The following is a 19977-nucleotide window of genomic DNA, read 5'->3' as shown; positions in this document are numbered from 1 at the left end:
CGTGAAGACAGAGACCTTGACCACACCTCAGGGTTACTGTTCCGTTCAGAAGCCCTGCGTAACGTGGTGCGACAAGGGATTTCACGACTCCACTACGCCTCGAATCACGCTCCGTGTGGGCAAGCTCACCATTGGGGACGGGTCGAAAGGCCGTGTCGGCTGTCCCTAAACTCAGCTTGTTTCAAGGAGGGAGCCATCGTGCGCAAGGTGCTCATCGCCAACCGTGGCGAAATCGCTGTCCGTGTCGCCCGTGCCTGCCGGGATGCCGGGATCGCGAGCGTAGCCGTCTACGCCGATCCGGACCGGGACGCCCTGCACGTCCGTGCGGCCGACGAGGCGTTCGCCCTGGGCGGTGACACCCCGGCGGCCAGCTATCTGGACATCGCCAAGGTGCTCCAGGCCGCCGCCGACTCCGGCGCGGACGCCGTCCATCCCGGGTACGGATTCCTCTCCGAGAACGCGGAGTTCGCCCAGGCCGTCATCGACGCGGGTCTGACCTGGATCGGCCCGCCGCCGCAGGCCATCCGGGACCTCGGTGACAAGGTCGCCGCCCGTCACATCGCCCAGCGCGCCGGCGCGCCGCTGGTCGCCGGCACCCCGGACCCGGTCTCCGGCGCCGACGAGGTCGTGGCCTTCGCCAAGGAGAACGGCCTGCCGATCGCCATCAAGGCCGCCTTCGGCGGCGGCGGTCGCGGCCTGAAGGTCGCCCGCACGCTCGAAGAGGTGCCGGAGCTGTACGACTCCGCCGTCCGTGAGGCCGTCGCCGCCTTCGGCCGGGGCGAGTGCTTCGTCGAGCGCTACCTCGACAAGCCGCGCCACGTCGAGACCCAGTGCCTGGCCGACAAGCACGGCAACGTCGTGGTCGTCTCGACGCGTGACTGCTCGCTCCAGCGCCGCCACCAGAAGCTGGTCGAGGAGGCCCCCGCGCCGTTCCTGACCGAGGAGCAGAACGCCGAGCTGTACCGGGCGTCCAAGGCCATCCTGAAGGAGGCCGGCTACGTCGGCGCCGGCACCGTGGAGTTCCTGGTCGGCCTCGACGGCACGATCTCCTTCCTGGAGGTCAACACCCGACTCCAGGTGGAACACCCGGTCACCGAGGAGGTCACCGGCATCGACCTCGTGCGCGAGATGTTCCGCATCGCCGACGGCGAGGAGCTCGGCTACGGCGACCCGGCCGTGCGCGGCCACTCCTTCGAGTTCCGCATCAACGGCGAGGACCCGGGCCGCAACTTCCTCCCCGCCCCCGGCACCGTCACCACCTTCACCCCGCCGTCGGGTCCGGGCGTCCGCCTGGACGCGGGCGTGGAGTCCGGCAGCGTCATCGGCCCGGCGTGGGACTCGCTGCTGGCCAAGCTGATCGTCACCGGCGCCACCCGTGAGCAGGCCCTCCAGCGGGCCGCCCGCGCCCTCGCGGAGTTCACGGTGGAGGGCATGGCCACCGCCATCCCGTTCCACCGCGCGGTCGTCCAGGACCCGGCCTTCACCAGCGACCCGTTCCGGGTGCACACCCGCTGGATCGAGACCGAGTTCGTCAACGACATCCCGGCCTTCGCCGCCCCCGCCGCCACCGAGGCGGAGGAGGAGCCCGGCCGCGAGACCGTCGTCGTCGAGGTCGGCGGCAAGCGCCTGGAGGTCTCGCTGCCGTCCTCGCTGGGCATGAGCCTGGCCCGCACGGGTCTGGCCGCGGGCGCCAAGCCCAAGCGCCGCGCCGCCAAGAAGGCCGGCTCCGCCGCCTCGGGCGACACCCTCGCCTCCCCGATGCAGGGCACGATCGTCAAGGTCGCGGTCGAGGAGGGCCAGGAGGTCAAGGAGGGCGACCTCATCGTCGTCCTCGAGGCGATGAAGATGGAGCAGCCGCTCAACGCCCACCGGGCGGGCACGATCAAGGGCCTGTCGGCGGAGGTCGGCGCGTCGGTGACGTCCGGCGCCGCGATCTGCGAGATCAAGGACTGAGGCGCTCCGGCGCACCACGAGGGGCCCGTCGGCACATGGCCGGCGGGCCCCTCGCCATGTCCGCGATGGCATCCTGGAGGCGTAGGGCGGCGGCGGTACGAGGGAGGACGGCGCGATGGTGACGAGTGCGGCGGCGAGCGGGACGGCGGCGGACAGGGCGCCGGGCGCGCCGCGCCCCATGCGCGCCGACGCCCGCCGCAACTACGAGCGGCTGCTCGCCGAGGCGCGGGCCGCCTTCGCGGAGCACGGCACCGACGCGTCGCTGGAGGACGTCGCGCGCCGCGCGGGGGTCGGGATCGGCACCCTGTACCGGCACTTCCCGAACCGGCACGCGCTGATGAACGCCGTCTTCCAGGAGGCGCTGCACGCCCTGCTGGCCAGGTCGCGCGACCTGGCCGCCTCGGAACAGCCCTGTACGGCGCTGGTGGAGTGGCTGCGCGCCATCGTCACGCACGCCGGTGAGTACCGGGGCCTGGCCCGGGCGCTCATGTCGGCCTCGCACGACGCCAGTTCGGCCCTGTCGCAGTGCAGCACGCCGATGCGCGCGGCGGGCGAGCGCCTGCTGGTGCGCGCCCAGGAGGCGGGCGCGGTACGGGCGGACGTGTCGATCGGCGACCTGATGCAGCTCACCAACGCGATCGCCCTGGCGGCCGAACAGTCGCCGGACGACCCGGAACTGGCCGACCGGCTCCTGATGCTCACGTTGCGCGGCCTGAAGGCGTGACGCACTGCCGGTGCGGCGACGCCCGGCCCGGGTACGCACCACCGGTGCGGGACCCGCGACGCACCCCCGGCGCGGGGCGCTGGATCCACCCGGCGCCCGCCCGCCCGGCGCCCGAGCCGCCCGCGCCCCTTCCGCCCCGCGCGTCAGCGGCGGCGCAGGTCGGCCACGCGTGCGCCGCGCTCCGGTGGCGGGCCGTCCGCCGACAGGGACGCGCTGCGGAGCTGCGGCCCGCCCGGGTGGCGGCCGCGCTGGCCCGGCAGGGGGACGTCCCGGCGGGCCTGCCGGCCCGGGGGCGGGGCGCCGTCCGCGCCGGACGAGCCGGGTGCGGGACCGGCCACGGTGACCTGGACACCCTGGTCCGCCAGCGCCTGGAGCTCGGTGGCCGCACGGTCGTCGTGCGCGGGCGGCTCGTCGGTGACCAGCCGGGTGATCACGTCCGTCGGCACGGTCTGGAACATGGTGTCCGTGCCGAGCTTGGTGTGGTCGGCCAGCACGACGACCTCCGCCGCCGCCTGGACCAGCGCCCGGTCGACGCTCGCCGACAGCATGTTGGACGTGGACAGGCCCCGCTCGGCGGTCAGCCCGCTGCCGGACAGGAACGCCCGCGAGACCCTCAGCCCCTGGAGGGACTGCTCGGCCCCGCTGCCCACCAGCGCGTAGTTGGAGCCGCGCAGGGTGCCGCCGGTCATGACGACCTCCACCCGGTTGGCGTGGGCCAGCGCCTGGGCGACGAGCAGGGAATTGGTGACGACGGTCAGCCCGGGTACGCGGGCGAGCCGGCGGGCCAGCTCCTGGGTGGTCGTTCCCGCCCCGACCACGATGGCCTCGCCCTCCTCGACGAGACCGGCGGCCACGTCGGCGATGGCCGTCTTCTCGGCGGTCGCGAGATGGGATTTCTGCGGGAAGCCGGACTCTCGCGTAAAACCGCCCGGCAGCACCGCACCGCCGTGCCGGCGGTCGAGGAGTCCTTCTGCCTCCAGCGCCCGCACGTCACGCCGTACGGTCACTTCGGAGGTCTGGACGACGCGGGCGAGCTCACGGAGCGATACCGCCCCATTGGCGCGCACCATTTCAAGGATCAACTGACGACGTTCTGCAGCGAACACGAAACTGACAGTAACCCCAGCGACCGTTTCTTTGCAGCGGTATGCGCCTATTACGGGAAGTTGCGAACAGACGGGCCCGCCAAGTGGTATAGGCGGGCCCGTCCAAGAACGTTCCTTGACCGCTCGATGTCCCGACTTGCCGGGGCTTGCCGGGTGTTGTCCCTCGCCCGCGCGGGGCGCTCGGGGGCCTAGAGCTCGGCGGCCGTCTTACGGGTGTGCAACTGTCGTGCCACCTCGGCGATCGAGCCCGACAGGGACGGGTACACGGTGAAGGCGTTTGCGATCTGTTCGACCGTCAGGTTGTTGTCGACCGCGATCGAGATCGGGTGGATCAGCTCGGAGGCGCGCGGGGCGACCACGACGCCGCCCACCACGATCCCCGTGCCCGGCCGGCAGAAGATCTTGACGAAGCCGTCCCGGATGCCCTGCATCTTGGCGCGCGGGTTGCGCAGCAGCGGCAGCTTGACCACCCGGGCGTCGATCTTGCCGGCGTCCACGTCGGCCTGGGTGTAACCGACCGTGGCGATCTCGGGGTCGGTGAACACGTTCGCGGAGACCGTCTTGAGGTTCAGCGGCGTCACCGCGTCGCCCAGGAAGTGGTACATGGCGATCCGGCCCTGCATCGCCGCCACCGAGGCCAGCGCGAAGACACCGGTCACGTCACCGGCCGCGTACACGCCCGGCGCGGAGGTGCGGGAGACCTTGTCGGTCCAGATGTGGCCCGACTCCTTGAGCCGTACGCCGGCCTCCTCCAGCCCCATCCCGGCGGTGTTCGGGACGGCACCGACGGCCATCAGGCAGTGCGTGCCGGAGATGACCCGCCCGTCGGCGAGCGTCACCTCCACCCGGTCGCCCACCCGCTTGGCGGAGGCGGCGCGGGAGCGCGCCATGACGTTCATGCCCCGGCGCCGGAAGACGTCCTCCAGCACGGCCGCCGCGTCCGGGTCCTCGCCCGGCAGCACGCGGTCCCGGCTCGACACCAGGGTGACCCGGGAGCCCAGCGCCTGGTAGGCGCCGGCGAACTCGGCACCGGTGACACCCGAACCGACCACGATGAGCTCCTCGGGGAGCTCGTCGAGGTCGTAGACCTGCGTCCAGTTGAGGATGCGCTCGCCGTCCGGCAGGGCGTCGGGGATCTCGCGGGGGTGGCCGCCGGTCGCGATCAGCACGGCGTCGGCGGTGAGCGTCTCCTCGGTGCCGTCGGCGGCGGTGACGACGACCTGGCGGGAGCCGTCCAGCGCCTGGCGGCCGTCGAGCCGGCCCCGGCCGCGCAGCACGCGCGCGCCCGCACGCGTGACGGAGGCGGTGATGTCGTGGGACTGGGCGAGGGCGAGCCGCTTCACCCGTCGGTTGACCTTGCCGAGGTCGACGCCGACGATCCGGGCGGCCTGCTCGATGTGCGGCGTGTCGTCCGCGACGATGATGCCGAGCTCCTCGTGGGAGGAGTCGAAGGTCGTCATCACCTCGGCCGTGGCGATCAGGGTCTTGGAGGGTACGCAGTCGGTCAGGACGGACGCTCCGCCGAGGCCGTCGGTGTCGACGACGGTCACCTCCGCGCCGAGCTGGGCGCCCACCAGGGCCGCCTCGTATCCGCCGGGTCCGCCACCGATGATCACGATCCGGGTCACAGGGGTTACGCCTCGCGCTCTCGTCACGGCAGGGATGCAAGTACGTACCCCATTGTCCCGCACGGCTCCGGGTGCTTCCCGCCGGGGCCCTCCAACGGGAAACAGCGCTCACCCCCGGCCCTCCCGTACCCTCGACCCCATGTCGCTCTACGCCGCGTACGCCGGCAACCTCGACGCGCGGCTGATGACCCGCCGCGCTCCGCACTCCCCGCTGCGCGGCACGGGCTGGCTCAACGGCTGGCGGCTGACGTTCGGTGGCGAGCAGATGGGCTGGGAGGGCGCGCTCGCCACGATCGTGGAGGCCCCGCGGTCCCAGGTGTTCGTCGCGCTGTACGACATCGCCCCGATGGACGAGGACTCCATGGACCGCTGGGAGGGCGTGGGCCTGGACATCTACCGCCGCATGCGGGTGCGGGTCCACACGCTGGACGGCGAGGAACCCGCCTGGGTGTACGTCCTCAACGGCTACGAGGGCGGCCTGCCGTCCGCCCGCTACCTGGGCGAGGTCGCGGACGCCGCCGAGTCGGCGGGCGCGCCGCACGACTACGTGATGGAGCTGCGCAAGCGCCCCTGCTGAACGGGGTTCGTCGGAAACGACAAGACAACGATCCCGGCTCCGTGGGCATCGTCATCTACGCGCGTAGGCAATCTCGGGCTACGCTCTTGTGCGTACTGCTTTCTTCCGGGGCCGGCCCCCGGACCCCCGGTCCTCGTGAGCGGTCCGGGGCGACTGTTACTTCGCGAGGCGAGAGACTCTGTGAACGCAACTGCCACCCCGGACCACCTCCAGGGCGACCCCTACGCCGCCGCCGCCGACGCCGCCGCGCGCCTGCGCGAGCTGACCGGCACGGAAACCCACGACGTCGCCCTGGTGATGGGCTCCGGCTGGGCCCCGGCCGTCGACGCGCTCGGCGCGCCCGACGCCGAGTTCCCGGTCACCGAGCTCCCGGGCTTCCCGCCGCCGGCCGTCGAGGGCCACGGCGGCAAGATCCGCTCGTACACCATCGGTGACAAGCGCGCGCTGGTCTTCCTCGGCCGTACGCACTACTACGAGGGCCGCGGCGTCGCCGCCGTCGCCCACGGGGTGCGCACCGCCGTCGCCGCGGGCTGCAAGACGGTCGTGCTGACCAACGGCTGCGGCGGCCTGCGCGAGGGCATGCGCCCCGGCCAGCCGGTCCTGATCAGCGACCACCTGAACCTGACGGGCGCCTCGCCGATCGTCGGCGCCAACTTCGTGGACCTCACCGACCTCTACTCGCCGCGCCTGCGCGCGCTGTGCAAGGAGGTCGACGAGACCCTCGAAGAGGGCGTCTACGTGCAGTTCCCCGGCCCGCACTACGAGACCCCGGCCGAGATCAACATGGTCCGCGTCCTCGGCGGCGACCTGGTCGGCATGTCGACCGTCCTGGAGGCCATCGCGGCCCGTGAGGCGGGCGCGGAGGTCCTCGGCATCTCCCTGGTCACCAACCTCGCCGCCGGCCTCTCCGGCGAGCCGCTGAACCACGAGGAGGTCCTCCAGGCGGGCCGCGACTCCGCCGCCCGCATGGGTGAGCTCCTGACCCGGGTCCTCGACCGGATCTAGCCGGCCCGTCCGCCAGGCCCCGTCGCCCGGCCCGGCCGGCGCGCGGAGGCAGCCGCCTCTGCTCCCCGTTGTGGGCGGTCGTCCCGCAGGGGCGGCGCCCCCCGTTGGGGGCAGTCGTCCCGCTGGGGGTCCCCCCAGGGCGAAGCCCTGGGGGGAGGGACGGGTGGGCACAACGGGACGGGGCGGTGCCCTTCCCGCGGTGACCCCTGGGGCGGTGCCTGTTTCCGCTGCCCACGTGGGCGGTGCCGTTCCGGCGGGCACGCCCGGTGGGTGGGGGCGGTGCCCCTCCGGGCTCACCTCCTCGAGGCCGGCGGCCCCGGGCACCGGAGAGGGAGCCCGCCTGTGGCCGCCAACCTCTGCGGGGGCGACCCCGCACGGCCCCACGCCGGGCCGGACGCCGACTGCGGGTGGTGGGGGCAGGGGCACGGGCCCAACTGGGCCGGACGCCGGACGCGGGCCGGCCGACACGCCGCACCCGGCACGGGGCCACCCGGGACGGAGACACCCCGCCGGGGTACCGGTAAGCGCAATCAGTCGTACGACACCAGAGAGGCAGACACCGTGCAGCAGAACCTCATCGCGCAGGCGGAGGCGTGGCTCGCCGAGGACCCGGACCCCGAGACCCGCGACGAGCTGGCCAAGCTCATCGAGGCGGGCGACCTCGACGAGCTGGCCGCCCGGTTCGGCGGCACGCTCCAGTTCGGCACGGCCGGACTGCGCGGCGAGCTGGGCGCCGGGCCCATGCGGATGAACCGCGCGGTGGTCATCCGGGCCGCCGCCGGACTCGCCGCGTACCTCAAGGCCGAGGGCCACAGCGGCGGCCTCGTCGTCATCGGCTTCGACGCCCGTTACAAGTCGGCCGACTTCGCGCGGGACACCGCCGCCGTCATGGTCGGCGCCGGGCTGCGGGCGGCCGTCCTGCCGCGTCCGCTGCCCACGCCCGTCCTCGCGTACGCCATAAGGCACCTGGGCGCGGTCGCCGGTGTCGAGGTGACCGCCAGCCACAACCCGCCGCGCGACAACGGCTACAAGGTCTACCTGGGCGACGGCTCGCAGATCGTGCCGCCCGCCGACACCGGGATCGCCGCCGAGATCGCCGCGATCCGGAGCCTGAACGACGTGCCGCGCGCCGAGGACGGCTGGGAGACGCTCGGGGACGAGGTCCTGGAGGCCTACCTGGCGCGTACGGACGCCGTGCTGACCGCCGGGTCCCCCCGCACCGCGAACGTCGTCTACACGGCCATGCACGGCGTCGGCAAGGACGTCGTCCTCGCGGCCTGGGAGCGGGCCGGCTTCCCGGCGCCCACGCTCGTCGCGGAGCAGGCCGAACCGGACCCGTCCTTCCCGACCGTGGCGTTCCCCAACCCGGAGGAGCCGGGCGCGATGGACCTGGCCTTCGCCACGGCGCGCGAGGTCCGGCCCGACATCGTCATCGCCAACGACCCGGACGCCGACCGGTGCGCCGTCGCCGTCCCGCACCGGGACGACTGGCGGATGCTGCGCGGCGACGAGGTCGGCGCGCTGCTCGGCGCCCACCTGGTCCACAAGGGCGCCACCGGCACCTTCGCCGAGTCGATCGTCTCCTCCAGCCTGCTGGGCCGGATCGCCGAGGCCGCCGGCCTGCCGTACGAGGAGACGCTGACCGGCTTCAAGTGGATCGCGCGCGTGGAGGGCATCGCGTACGGCTACGAGGAGGCGCTCGGCTACTGCGTCGACCCCGGCGGCGTACGCGACAAGGACGGCATCACGGCGGCGCTGCTCGTCGCCGAGCTGGCCTCGGAGCTGAAGGAGCAGGGCCGCACCCTCTCCGACCTGCTGGACGACCTCGCCCTCACGCACGGGCTGCACGCCACGGACCAGCTCTCCGTCCGTGTGGAGGACCTGAGCGTCATCGCGAACGCCATGCGCCGCCTGCGCGAGCAGCCGCCCGCGGCCCTCGCGGGGCTGGCCGTGACGTCCGCCGAGGACCTGACGAAGGGCACCGACACGCTGCCGCCCACGGACGGGCTGCGCTACTACCTGGACGGGGCCTTCAAGGCCCGCGTCATCGTCCGTCCCAGCGGCACCGAGCCCAAGCTGAAGTGCTACCTGGAGGTCGTCGTCCCGGTCGCCCACGCCGACGATCTGGCCGACGCCCGGGCGAAGGGCGACGAGATCCTGGCCGCGATCAAGCGCGACCTGGCCGCGGCGGCGGGCATCTGACCCACCGGCACCTGCCGTACGGGTGAATCCCGTACGGCAGGTGCCGCACGGCTCCGGTACGGACCGGGGGTCACCGAGCAGGGTGACCCCCGGTACCGCAGCCGAGCCCCTGGAGCGCCACCGTGCCGCCGTCGGTGATCACCCCGCGCCCGACCGTCCCCGCGTCACGCCGGCCGCCGTCCCCGGCGGGCGCGGGCCCGCGGGAGCGGACCGCCCGTGCGCTGCGGTCCGCGGCGCCCGCGCTGCTCGGGTACCTGGCGGTGCGGCTGTTCGGGCTGCTGGTGCTGGCGCGCTGGGCGCACCTCAAGGGTCACGGCGTCTGGCCGGTGCTGGCCACCTCGTGGGACTCGCGCTGGTACCTGCGCATCGCCGACCGCGGTTACCAGGACACCCTCGGCACGGCGATGGACTCCAACAACCTGGCGTTCTTCCCGCTGTACCCGGCGCTGGTCAAGGCGGTCGCGGGCGTCACGCCCGGCTCACGCGCCTCGGTGGCGCTGGTCCTGGCGGTGGCCTTCTCGCTGGCCGCCGCGTGGGGGGTCTTCGCGGTGGGCGCCCGACTGTGCGGGCGGCGCGCCGGCACGGTGCTGACCGTCCTGTGGGGCGCGCTGCCGGTGGGGATCGTGCAGTGGATGGGCTACACCGAGTCGCTGTTCACGGCGCTGGCCGCGTGGGCGCTGTACGCCGTGCTGACCGGCCACTGGTGCACGGCCGCGTCCCTCGCGGTGCTCGCCGGGCTGACGCGCCCGACCGGGATCGCCGTGGCCGCCGCGGTGGCGGTGGCCGGGCTGGCGGTGGCCGCCCGCACGCGCGCGTGGCGCCCGTTCGCCGCCGCGCTCACCGCCCCGCTGGGCTGGCTGGGGTACGTGGGGTGGGTGGGCGCCCGGGTGGGCCGCTGGGACGGTTACTTCGCCGTGCAGCGGCTGTGGCGCAACACCTGGGACGGCGGCGCGGGCACGTTGCGCTGGCTGCGCGAGCTGCTGGCGTACGACCGGACGCCCCAGCTCTTCCTGGTGGCCGTGTCGGTGGTGCTGGTGACGTCGGTGGCGCTGTACGCGCTGTGCCTGGCCGACCGGCAGCCGCTGCCGCTGCTGGTGTTCAGCGGGGTGCTGCTGCTGGTGGTGCTGGGCAGTGGCGGGGTGTACTTCCCGCGCGCCCGCTTCCTGCTGCCCGCCTTCCCGCTGCTGCTGCCGCTCGCGGTGGCCGTGGGCCGGGCGCGGCTGCCGGTGGCGGCCCTGGTGCTGGGCGCGGCGGCGCTGTCGTCGGCGTGGCTGGGCGCCTACATGCTGCTGGTGTGGCCGGGCCCGCCGTGAGTCTCAGACGACCAGGAGCACCACGAGCAGGACCAGCCCCGCGAGCGCGGGGGCGATGACCTCGTAGGCCCAGCGGACGCGGGGGGCGCCCTGCGCGGTGGGCCGCGACGCGCCGCGCTCGGCCAGTTCGCGCAGCTCGGCGATGGTCCGGTCGGCCCCGGCCGCCCGGACCTCCTGGGTGTCGTCGCCCGCCCGGTCCCGGCGGCGCGCGGCCTTCTTGCGTTCGCGCAGCGACACGGGCACCGACCAGAGCTGGTAGATGGTGCCGTCCTGGGTGATGACCTCGCTGGAGTACCCGGCGCGCACGTCCGCGACCGCCGCCCACGGCAGGTCGACGGTCCGGAACGGGTTGCGCACCCGCAGGCGGTCGGCGCCCGCGTACACCACGGGCCGGAAGGTGAACGCGACGATCAGCGGCACCACCAGCAGCAGCGCCGCGGCGGCGATCCAGGGCACCCGGCCGTCGCCGGTGGCGAGGGCGTCGCCACCGATCCAGGCGGCGAAGCCGAGCAGCAGGAGACCGCCCACGATCCCCTGGGGCGAGCGGTAGGACCGGTCGGCGTACTCGGGCTGCTGGGGGGTCGTCATGCGGCCGATTCTGCCTCACGGTCCTCGGGCCCACCCGACCAGACCGGCGTACCGGGCGGTGCCGTCCGGCCCGGTGCCGTCCTCGCGCGTCGCGGGCCCCTCGGCGGGGACCTTCACGCGGACCGGCACGGAGCGCGGCATGGGGGCGGGGCGGTGGCGGGCCGCCGCAAGGGGTGTGTGCGGCGGCCCGCCCGGGGGGAGGGAAGTGGCCTGCTCGGGTCAAGGGATCAGGTCACGCATGACGGTTGAAGGAAAGGGAGGACAGTGGAGGTGAGAAGGGAGAGCCGCACGCCGCCTGCTCGTTCGGACGTGGCCGGTGAGCCTCGGCGGGTGCCGCGTGAACAAAGTTATGGATCTTGTATCGGGGAGGCGTCCGTTCCATGTCACAGGCACGTGACAGAGGTCACCGCCCCCGGGTCACCAGGGGTTTTCCACAACCCCTCGCTCCGGGGCTGTACAGGCCGCTACGCGCGTAGATATGCTCGAGTGGTGACCATGCCCTCTGTATCCGCATTCGCTGACGTGACCGCGTCCGACAGCACACTGCGCCGTTTCCTGCACGGGCTGCCCGGCGTCGACGCCGTCGGCCTGGAAGCGCGCGCCGCGTCTCTCGGCACCCGCTCGATCAAGACCACGGCCAAGGCGTACGCCATCGACCTGGCCATCTCGATGATCGACCTGACGACGCTCGAAGGCGCGGACACCCCGGGCAAGGTCCGGGCGCTCGCCGCCAAGGCCGTCAACCCCGACCCGACCGACCGCACGACCCCCCGTACGGCCGCGGTCTGCGTCTACCCCGACATGGTGGCCACCGCCAAGGCCGGCCTGGCGGGGACCGACGTGAAGGTCGCCTCCGTCGCGACCGCCTTCCCGGCCGGCCGCGCCGCCCTCGACGTCAAGCTCGCGGACACCCGTGACGCGGTCGCCGCCGGGGCGGACGAGATCGACATGGTGATCGACCGCGGGGCGTTCCTCGCGGGCGACTACCTGAAGGTGTACGAGGAGATCCGCGCCGTGAAGGAGGCCTCGGGCGAGGCCCGCCTGAAGGTCATCTTCGAGACCGGCGAGCTCTCCACGTACGACAACATCCGCCGGGCCTCCTGGCTCGGCATGATCGCGGGTGCGGACTTCATCAAGACCTCGACCGGCAAGGTCGGCGTCAACGCCACCCCCGCGAACACGCTGCTCATGCTGGAGGCGGTGCGCGACTTCCGCGCCCAGACCGGGGTACAGATCGGGGTGAAGCCCGCGGGCGGCATCCGGACCACCAAGGACGCCCTCAAGTTCCTGGTCCTGGTCAACGAGACCGTCGGCGAGGACTGGCTGGACAACCACTGGTTCCGGTTCGGCGCGTCGAGCCTGCTCAACGACCTGCTCATGCAGCGTCAGAAGCTGGCCACCGGACGTTACTCCGGTCCCGACTACGTGACGGTGGACTGATCACCATGACCAAGTTCGAGTACGCACCCGCCCCCGAGTCCCGCTCGGTCGTCGACATCGCGCCGTCCTACGGCCTGTTCATCGACGGCGAGTTCACCGACGCCGCGGACGGCAGGGTCTTCAAGACCATCTCCCCCGCCTCCGAGGAGGTCCTCTCCGAGGTCGCCCAGGCCGGGGCCGAGGACGTGGACCGGGCCGTGAAGGCCGCCCGGAAGGCGTTCGAGAAGTGGTCGGCGCTGCCCGGCTCCGAGCGCGCCAAGTACCTCTTCCGGATCGCCCGGATCATCCAGGAGCGCAGCCGCGAGCTGGCCGTCCTGGAGACGCTGGACAACGGCAAGCCGATCAGGGAGACCCGCGACGCGGACCTCCCGCTGGTCGCCGCGCACTTCTTCTACTACGCGGGCTGGGCCGACAAGCTCGACCACGCGGGCTTCGGCGCGAACCCGCGCCCGCTCGGTGTGGCCGGTCAGGTCATCCCGTGGAACTTCCCGCTGCTGATGCTCGCGTGGAAGATCGCCCCGGCGCTCGCCACCGGCAACACGGTCGTCCTCAAGCCGGCCGAGACGACCCCGCTGTCCGCCCTGTTCTTCGCGGACATCTGCCGCCAGGCGGGCCTGCCGAAGGGTGTCGTGAACATCCTCCCGGGCTACGGGGACACCGGCGCCGCGCTCGTCGAGCACCCGGACGTCAACAAGATCGCCTTCACCGGCTCCACGGCGGTCGGCAAGGCCATCGCCCGCCAGGTCGCGGGCACGAGGAAGAAGCTCACCCTGGAGCTGGGCGGCAAGGGCGCCAACATCGTCTTCGACGACGCCCCCATCGACCAGGCCGTCGAGGGCATCGTCACCGGCATCTTCTTCAACCAGGGCCAGGTCTGCTGCGCCGGCTCCCGCCTGCTGGTCCAGGAGTCGGTCCAGGACGAGCTGCTGGACGCCCTCAAGCGCCGCCTGTCGACCCTGCGCCTGGGCGACCCGCTGGACAAGAACACCGACATCGGCGCGATCAACTCCGCCGAGCAGCTCGCCCGCATCACGGCGCTGGCCGAGACGGGCGAGGCGGAGGGCGCCGAGCGCTGGTCCCCCGCCTGCGAGATCCCCGCCTCCGGCTTCTGGTTCGCCCCGACGCTCTTCACGGGCGTCACCCAGGCGCACACCATCGCCCGCGACGAGATCTTCGGCCCGGTCCTGTCGGTGCTGACGTTCCGTACGCCCGACGAGGCCGTCGCCAAGGCCAACAACAGCCAGTACGGCCTGTCCGCCGGCATCTGGACGGAGAAGGGCTCCCGCATCCTCGCGGTGGCGAACAAGCTCCGCGCGGGCGTCGTCTGGGCCAACACGTTCAACAAGTTCGACCCGACCTCGCCGTTCGGCGGCTACAAGGAGTCGGGCTTCGGCCGCGAGGGCGGCCGCCACGGCCTGGAGGCGTACCTCGATGTCTGAGCGACTGTCTGTCTTCAAGACCTACAAGCTGTACGTCGGGGGCAAGTTCCCCCGCAGCGAGAGCGGCCGGGTGTACGAAGTGCAGGACCACAAGGGCAAGTGGCTGGCCAACGCGCCGCTCTCCTCCCGCAAGGACGCGCGTGACGCGGTCGTCGCCGCCCGCAAGGCGTTCGGCGGCTGGTCGGGCGCGACGGCGTACAACCGGGGCCAGATCCTCTACCGCGTCGCGGAGATGCTCGAGGGCCGCAAGAGCCAGTTCGTGCACGAGGTGGCGCACGCCGAGGGCCTGTCCAAGTCCAAGGCGGCCGAGGTCGTCGAGGCGGCCGTCGACCGCTGGGTCTGGTACGCGGGCTGGACGGACAAGATCGGCCAGGTGGTGGGCGGCGCGAACCCGGTCGCGGGCCCGTTCTTCAACCTGTCCACGCCGGAGCCGACGGGCGTCGTCGCGATCGTCGCCCCGCGCGAGTCGTCCTTCCTGGGCCTGGTCTCCGTCGTCGCCCCGGTGATCGCCACCGGCAACACGGCGGTGGTCGTCGCCTCCGAGAAGGCCCCGCTGCCCGCCCTGTCCCTGGGCGAGGTGCTGGCCACCTCGGACCTGCCGGGCGGAGTGGTCAACGTCCTGTCGGGCAAGGCGGCCGAGATCGCCGCCCCGCTCGCCGCGCACCAGGACGTCAACGCCATCGACCTGACCGGCGCGGACGCCGAGCTGGCCCGCGAGCTGGAGGTGGCCGCCGCGGACAACCTCAAGCGCGTCCTGCGTCCACAGGCTGTGGACGGTGAGGACTTCACCGCCACCCCGGGCACGCACCGCATGACCGCGTTCCTGGAGACCAAGACGGTCTGGCACCCGACGGGCTCCCTGGGCGCCTCGGGGTCCTCGTACTGACACGTACGGACGCGTACTGACCCGTACCGACCGGTACCGACCCCACGGGACCGAACGGCTCCGTCTCCCCTCCGTCCGGGGGAGGCGGAGCCGTTCCTCTCCGCGCCTCAGCCGGGGATGACCCCACCCAGCAGGGGCCCCGCGACCGGCAGGTTCGGGGCGCTGGTCACCGAACCGGTCAGCATCGTCGTGTCGACCGGCCGGAAGTCGCTGACCTGCGTGCCGAGGCCGTTGTTGAGCGGGTCCACACCCGTCTGCGCGAGCGGGTTGACCTTCAGGTTCTTGGCGACGCCGGTCACGTGCGGGACGGCGCCCATCGTCGCGCCGAGGGCGGCCTGGGGGTCCGTCTTCGGCAGTTGCGGAAGCTGGGGCGGCTGCACCACCGCGTGCGCCGCGCCCCCCGGGACACCGAGCGCGGCACCGAGCGCGGTCACGGTCAGGCCGGCCTTCAGCAAGGTGTGACGAGTCATGGAAGCTCCTGCGGTTGGCGTAACGAGTCGGGTACGCACCGTATTTGAGATGTGATGCTCGATACCAACGGGCTCCTGACGGGGTCCCCCTACCGGGTCAATGGTTCAGACTGGTGTCCCGTGAGTTCCCAACCGATCCCGACCCGTGTCGTGCTGCTCACGGGTCCCTCCGGCTCCGGCAAGTCCTCCCTCGCGGCCCGCACCGGTCTTCCCGTGCTGCGCCTCGACGACTTCTACAAGGAGGGGCACGACCCGACGCTGCCGCTCGTCCCCGGCAGCACGGACGTCGACTGGGACTCCCCGCTGTCCTGGGACGCGGAGGCGGCCGTGGCCGCCATCGTGGAGCTGTGCGCCACCGGGCGCACGACGGTTCCCGTGTACGACATCGCCACCAGCTCGCGCGTGGACCGGGAGGTGCTCGACATCGAGCGCACCCCGCTGTTCGTCGCCGAGGGCATCTTCGCGGCCGACATCGTGGCCCGGTGCCAGGAGCTGGACGTGCTGGCGGACGCCCTGTGCCTGCGCGGCCGGCCGTCCACCACGTTCCGCCGCCGGCTGGTGCGGGACCTGCGCGAGGGCCGCAAGTCCGTGCCGGTCCTGCTGCGCCGGGGCTGGCGCCTGATGCGCGCCGAACGCTCCATCGTCTCCCGCCAGGCCGCCCTGGGCGCCCACCCCTGCAACAAGGCCGAGGCCCTGGGCCGCCTCGCCGCCGCCGCGGCCGGCCGCCACCGCGCCCCGGCGGCCGCGCCCGCCCCGGCCAGGGCGCCGGAACCGGCGTAACGCCCCCCGGACAGCACGCGGGGCCGGACAAGCCCCCCCGTCTTGTCCGGCCCCGCGCCGGTCCCCCGTTACCCCCGTTACCCCCGTTGCCCCCCTCTTCCCCCTTGTCCCCCCGGTCGCCGGCCGCCGTCTCCCCCGAGACCGCGGCCGTTTCCCCCTGCCTTCAGGCCACGAGCTGGCCGAAGGACTCCTCTTCGTCACGGCCGAAGCTGAGGACCTCGTCCTCGCGCAGCCGGCGCAGGGAGCGCCAGATGCTCGACTTCACCGTGCCGACACTGATGTCCAGGATCTCCGCGATCTCCGGGTCGGTGCGGCCCTCGTAGTAGCGCAGGACGAGCATCGTGCGCTGGAGTTCGGGCAGCCGGGCGAGCGCCTGCCACAGCACCGCCCGCAGTTCCGTGCCGCGCATCGCGTCCGTGTCGCCGGCGGACTCGGGGAGTTCCTCGGTGGGGTACTCGTCGATCTTCCGCCGCCGCCAGGCGCTGATGTGCAGGTTCGTCATGGTGCGGCGCAGGTAGCCGCCGACCGCCGCCTTGTCGCTGATGCGCTCCCAGGCGCGGTACGTCGAGAACAGCGCGCTCTGGAGCAGGTCCTCGGCCTCGAACCGGTCGCCGGTGAGGTGGTAGGCGGTGGCGTACAGGGAGGCGCGGCGCTCCCGCACGTAGGCGGTGAACTCCGCCTCCGTGAGGTTCCCCCGCTCCCCCGATTCCTCCCCGTACGCCGTTGCCCCGTCAGTCACGGCGACCATGTAGGGCGCCTTGTGCTGACGCCCGGCGCTGCGAACGCACCCCCGCCCGTTCACCGCGCCGGACTTCTCCGAGCTCCGCGTGACGTCGTGGAGACGCGTGACAACTGCGCTTGAGGTGGTGCTGTGCAGTGCGTTCATCTCGCGCCCCCCGTCGGTTGGAGTCTGCTTCGGTCCGTGTGGCAATGAGCTTGCCGGGGCGACTTCATAGCGGTGTCCGCCGACTGTCACAGACCTGTCACAGCCCCCACCGGTCGAACTGTCCGGCCCCCATGGGACAGAATGACGCCGTGCCTTTCCTGTTGCTGATCGAGGACGACGATTCCATCCGCACGGCCCTCGAACTCTCGCTCTCCCGCCAGGGCCACAAAGTGGCCACCGCGGCGACGGGTGAGGACGGCCTGAAACTGCTGCGCGAGCAGCGGCCGGATCTGATCGTGCTGGATGTGATGCTGCCCGGCATCGACGGTTTCGAGGTGTGCCGGCGCATCCGCCGTACGGACCAGTTGCCGATCATCCTGCTGACCGCGCGCAGCGACGACATCGACGTGGTCGTCGGCCTGGAGTCCGGTGCGGACGACTACGTCGTCAAGCCGGTGCAGGGCCGGGTGCTGGACGCGCGGATCAGGGCGGTGCTGCGGCGCGGTGAGCGCGAGTCGACGGACTCGGCGACGTTCGGCTCCCTGGTGATCGACCGGTCGGCGATGACCGTGACGAAGAACGGTGAGGACCTCCAGCTCACGCCGACCGAGCTGCGGCTGCTGCTGGAGCTGTCCCGCCGCCCGGGCCAGGCGCTGTCGCGCCAGCAGTTGCTGCGCCTGGTGTGGGAGCACGACTACCTGGGCGACTCGCGTCTGGTGGACGCGTGCGTCCAGCGGCTGCGGGCGAAGGTGGAGGACGTCCCGTCGTCCCCGACGCTGATCCGCACGGTCCGCGGCGTGGGCTACCGGCTGGACGTGCCTGCGTGAGAAGGGGAAGTCTGCGGCTGCGCCTCGTCGTGGTCTTCGCCCTCGTCGCGCTCACCGCCGCGGCCTCCGCGTCCGGCATCGCGTACTGGCTCAACCGCGAGGCGGTGCTCCAGCGGACGCAGGACTCGGCGCTGAACGACTTCCGCCAGGAGATGCAGCGGCGTGCCGCCACGCTGCCGCTGCGGCCCACGGAGGAGGAGCTGCGGCGGACGGCGGAGGAGATGTCGTCCGGCGGGGTCGGGTACGGCGTGGTGCTGCTGGGCGAGCGGGCCAAGGGCAAGCCGATCGTGGGGGTGTCCGACCCGGACCGGTTCACGCTGGACGACGTGCCGCAGGAGCTGCGGCTGGCGGTGAACGAGCGGCAGGAGGTGGCGGACGGCAACGAGTTCCCGTACCACCTGTTCTGGCAGCGTACGACGCGGGACGGCACGCCGTACCTGGTGGGCGGCACGCGGATCATCGGGGGCGGGCCGACCGGCTACATGCTCAAGTCGCTGGAGCCGGAGCGGCAGGACCTGAACTCGCTGGCGTGGTCGCTGGGGATCGCGACGGCGCTGGCGCTGATCGGTTCGGCGCTGCTGGCGCAGGCCGCGGCGACGACCGTGCTGAAGCCGGTGCACCGGCTGGGTGAGGCGGCGCGGCGGCTGGGCGAGGGCGAGCTCGACACCCGGCTGCGGGTGTCGGGCACGGACGAACTGGCCGAGCTGTCCCGGACGTTCAACAGGGCGGCGGAGAGCCTCCAGAAGAAGGTCGCGGACATGAGCGCGCGGGAGGAGTCGAGCCGCCGCTTCGTGGCCGACATGTCGCACGAGCTGCGTACGCCGCTGACCGCGCTGACCGCCGTGACGGAGGTGCTGGAGGAGGAAGAGGACGCGCTCGACCCGATGATCGCCCCGGCCGTGGCGCTGGTGGTCAGTGAGACGCGGCGGCTGAACACGCTGGTCGAGAACCTGATGGAGGTCACCCGCTTCGACGCGGGTACGGCGCGGCTGGTCCTGGACGACGTGGACGTCGCCGACCAGGTCACCGCGTGCATCGACGCGCGTGCCTGGCTGGACGCGGTGGAACTGGACGCCGAGCGCGGGCTCATGGCACGGCTCGATCCGCGCCGCCTCGACGTGATCCTGGCGAACCTGATCGGCAACGCGCTCAAGCACGGCGGCTCGCCGGTGCGGGTCGCGGTCCGCACGGCGGACGACGACCTGTTCATCGAGGTGCGGGACCACGGGCCGGGCATCCCCGAGGAGGTGCTGCCGCACGTCTTCGACCGGTTCTACAAGGCGAGCGCGTCACGGCCGCGGTCCGAGGGCAGTGGCCTCGGGCTCTCGATCGCGATGGAGAACGCGCTGATCCACGGCGGTGACATCACGGCGGCCAACTCGCCGGACGGTGACGGGGCGGTGTTCGTGCTGCGGCTGCCGCGGGACGCGTCGGCCACGGGCGAGGACGGCCGGCCCGGCCGGGAGGAGAAGCAGGAGGGTGGCGGTGATGAGGGTGCGTGAGCGGCGGGGCGCGGTCGCGCTCGTGGGGGTCGCCCTGTGCGCCGCCGTCGCCTCCGGCTGCGGTATCCGTACGACGTCGGTGCCGGTCGACGCGGGCGCCGCGCCGTCGCGGCTGCCGTGCAGCGTGTCGGGTGACGACATGGCGTCCCAGGCCGGGGTGACGGGCGTGCCGGTGCGGGTGTACCTGGAGTGCGCCTCGGGGCTGGAGGCGGTGGAGCGCACGGTCGCGCGGACCGACGACAAGAACCCGCGGGGCGCCCGGGCGGCGGTGGCGCAGGCGCTGCTGAACCAGCTCCTCGCCGAGCCTTCGGCGAGCGAGCGGGAGGCGGGTTTCGCCACCTCGGTGCAGGCGCCGCTGGCCGTGTCGGCGGGACGTGAGGGCGACCCGGAGGGGGCGCTGCGGCTCAGCCGCCAGCCGGAGGACCTGCCGGCGGCGGCGCTGTCGCAGATCGTGTGCACGTACGCGGAGAACGGGGTGACCGCCGACGGCGGGACGTCGCTGCTGGGCGGCCCCGGCCCCTACCCGGTACGGCGCTACGCGTGCCCGGCGGGGCTGAAGGAGCGCCCGGACTCGGCGGCCCCGACGCGGCCCGCGTCCTGACGGGGCGCGGCGAGGCGGAACCGATCACGCCGGTCGGCGCGTCTTGGGGG

Annotated in this window: 18 protein-coding genes; 13 read left to right on the top strand and 5 right to left on the bottom strand. The window is 72.9% G+C overall.

The window, feature by feature from the left end; all coding sequences use genetic code 11:
* Window positions 1–198: 198 nt before the first annotated feature.
* Together E2B92_RS19845 and E2B92_RS19840 are read left to right on the top strand one after the other, a co-directional pair.
* Window positions 199–1953 carry an acetyl/propionyl/methylcrotonyl-CoA carboxylase subunit alpha gene (locus tag E2B92_RS19845; RefSeq protein ID WP_126883471.1) on the top strand — a complete coding sequence of 585 codons (1755 nt, stop codon included), beginning with the start codon at window positions 199–201 and terminating at the stop codon, window positions 1951–1953.
* Window positions 1954–2131: 178 nt separating this feature from the next.
* Window positions 2132–2677, top strand: a complete 546-nt coding sequence (locus tag E2B92_RS19840; RefSeq protein ID WP_126883516.1) for a TetR/AcrR family transcriptional regulator — start codon at window positions 2132–2134, stop codon at window positions 2675–2677.
* 143 nt (window positions 2678–2820) lie between these two features.
* On the opposite strand, the gene E2B92_RS19835 is transcribed toward E2B92_RS19840, so the two are convergent.
* Together E2B92_RS19835 and E2B92_RS19830 are read right to left on the bottom strand one after the other, a co-directional pair.
* Window positions 2821–3783 (bottom strand): DeoR/GlpR family DNA-binding transcription regulator, encoded by a 963-nt coding sequence (locus E2B92_RS19835; protein ID WP_126883470.1) that lies wholly within the window; start codon window positions 3781–3783, stop codon window positions 2821–2823.
* Between the two features lie 188 nt (window positions 3784–3971).
* A complete protein-coding gene (locus E2B92_RS19830) occupies window positions 3972–5411 on the bottom strand; it encodes an NAD(P)H-quinone dehydrogenase (protein WP_126883469.1) in 1440 nt (479 codons plus the stop codon).
* A gap of 139 nt (window positions 5412–5550) precedes the next feature.
* Here E2B92_RS19830 and E2B92_RS19825 point away from each other — a divergent pair, with 139 nt between their 5' ends.
* From E2B92_RS19825 to E2B92_RS19810, 4 genes are all read left to right on the top strand, one after another.
* Complete coding sequence (locus tag E2B92_RS19825) at window positions 5551–5988, top strand: gamma-glutamylcyclotransferase (RefSeq protein ID WP_126883468.1); 438 nt, start codon at window positions 5551–5553, stop codon at window positions 5986–5988.
* Window positions 5989–6168: 180 nt separating this feature from the next.
* Window positions 6169–6993 carry a purine-nucleoside phosphorylase gene (locus tag E2B92_RS19820; protein WP_126883467.1) on the top strand — a complete coding sequence of 275 codons (825 nt, stop codon included), beginning with the start codon at window positions 6169–6171 and terminating at the stop codon, window positions 6991–6993.
* 561 nt (window positions 6994–7554) lie between these two features.
* Window positions 7555–9195 (top strand): phospho-sugar mutase, encoded by a 1641-nt coding sequence (locus E2B92_RS19815; protein WP_126889523.1) that lies wholly within the window; start codon window positions 7555–7557, stop codon window positions 9193–9195.
* A gap of 122 nt (window positions 9196–9317) precedes the next feature.
* A complete protein-coding gene (locus E2B92_RS19810; protein WP_133087623.1) occupies window positions 9318–10508 on the top strand; it encodes a hypothetical protein in 1191 nt (396 codons plus the stop codon).
* 3 nt (window positions 10509–10511) lie between these two features.
* Here E2B92_RS19810 and E2B92_RS19805 read toward each other — a convergent pair whose 3' ends face one another.
* Window positions 10512–11096, bottom strand: a complete 585-nt coding sequence (locus tag E2B92_RS19805; protein WP_126888731.1) for a PH domain-containing protein — start codon at window positions 11094–11096, stop codon at window positions 10512–10514.
* Between the two features lie 495 nt (window positions 11097–11591).
* Here E2B92_RS19805 and deoC point away from each other — a divergent pair, with 495 nt between their 5' ends.
* Genes deoC through E2B92_RS19790 form a run of 3 tightly spaced genes read left to right on the top strand, consistent with a single transcriptional unit; the run spans window position 11592 to window position 14861 of the window.
* Window positions 11592–12536 (top strand): deoxyribose-phosphate aldolase, encoded by a 945-nt coding sequence (gene deoC, locus E2B92_RS19800; RefSeq protein WP_126888730.1) that lies wholly within the window; start codon window positions 11592–11594, stop codon window positions 12534–12536.
* Window positions 12537–12541: 5 nt separating this feature from the next.
* A complete protein-coding gene (locus tag E2B92_RS19795) occupies window positions 12542–13975 on the top strand; it encodes an aldehyde dehydrogenase family protein (protein ID WP_126888729.1) in 1434 nt (477 codons plus the stop codon).
* Window positions 13968–14861: an aldehyde dehydrogenase family protein gene (locus tag E2B92_RS19790; RefSeq protein ID WP_126888728.1), complete on the top strand. Its 894-nt coding sequence runs from the start codon at window positions 13968–13970 to the stop codon at window positions 14859–14861. The genes E2B92_RS19795 and E2B92_RS19790 overlap by 8 nt, the downstream gene beginning before the upstream one ends.
* A gap of 107 nt (window positions 14862–14968) precedes the next feature.
* Here the strand turns inward: E2B92_RS19790 and E2B92_RS19785 are convergent, their stop codons facing one another.
* Window positions 14969–15331: a hypothetical protein gene (locus tag E2B92_RS19785; protein WP_126888727.1), complete on the bottom strand. Its 363-nt coding sequence runs from the start codon at window positions 15329–15331 to the stop codon at window positions 14969–14971.
* Between the two features lie 54 nt (window positions 15332–15385).
* On the opposite strand from E2B92_RS19785, the gene E2B92_RS19780 reads away from it, so the two are divergent.
* A complete protein-coding gene (locus E2B92_RS19780) occupies window positions 15386–16111 on the top strand; it encodes a uridine kinase family protein (RefSeq protein WP_126888726.1) in 726 nt (241 codons plus the stop codon).
* A gap of 163 nt (window positions 16112–16274) precedes the next feature.
* On the opposite strand, the gene E2B92_RS19775 is transcribed toward E2B92_RS19780, so the two are convergent.
* Complete coding sequence (locus E2B92_RS19775) at window positions 16275–16997, bottom strand: SigE family RNA polymerase sigma factor (RefSeq protein WP_126888725.1); 723 nt, start codon at window positions 16995–16997, stop codon at window positions 16275–16277.
* Between the two features lie 149 nt (window positions 16998–17146).
* Here E2B92_RS19775 and afsQ1 point away from each other — a divergent pair, with 149 nt between their 5' ends.
* Genes afsQ1 through E2B92_RS19760 form a run of 3 tightly spaced genes read left to right on the top strand, consistent with a single transcriptional unit; the run spans window position 17147 to window position 19927 of the window.
* Entirely contained in the window at window positions 17147–17824 is a 678-nt protein-coding gene (gene afsQ1 / locus E2B92_RS19770) for a two-component system response regulator AfsQ1 (RefSeq protein ID WP_179166385.1), read from the top strand.
* Window positions 17821–19326 (top strand): sensor histidine kinase, encoded by a 1506-nt coding sequence (locus tag E2B92_RS19765; RefSeq protein WP_235023891.1) that lies wholly within the window; start codon window positions 17821–17823, stop codon window positions 19324–19326. Before afsQ1 ends, E2B92_RS19765 begins: the two co-directional genes overlap by 4 nt.
* Complete coding sequence (locus E2B92_RS19760; RefSeq protein ID WP_126888723.1) at window positions 19313–19927, top strand: hypothetical protein; 615 nt, start codon at window positions 19313–19315, stop codon at window positions 19925–19927. The genes E2B92_RS19765 and E2B92_RS19760 overlap by 14 nt, the downstream gene beginning before the upstream one ends.
* The last annotated feature ends 50 nt before the right edge of the window (window positions 19928–19977 follow it).

Source organism: Streptomyces sp. WAC05374 (genome assembly GCF_004353505.1).
Lineage (GTDB): Bacteria > Actinomycetota > Actinomycetes > Streptomycetales > Streptomycetaceae > Streptomyces.
Note: the sequence above shows the minus strand (reverse complement) of the source record. Positions and strands in the feature narration are given on the sequence as shown.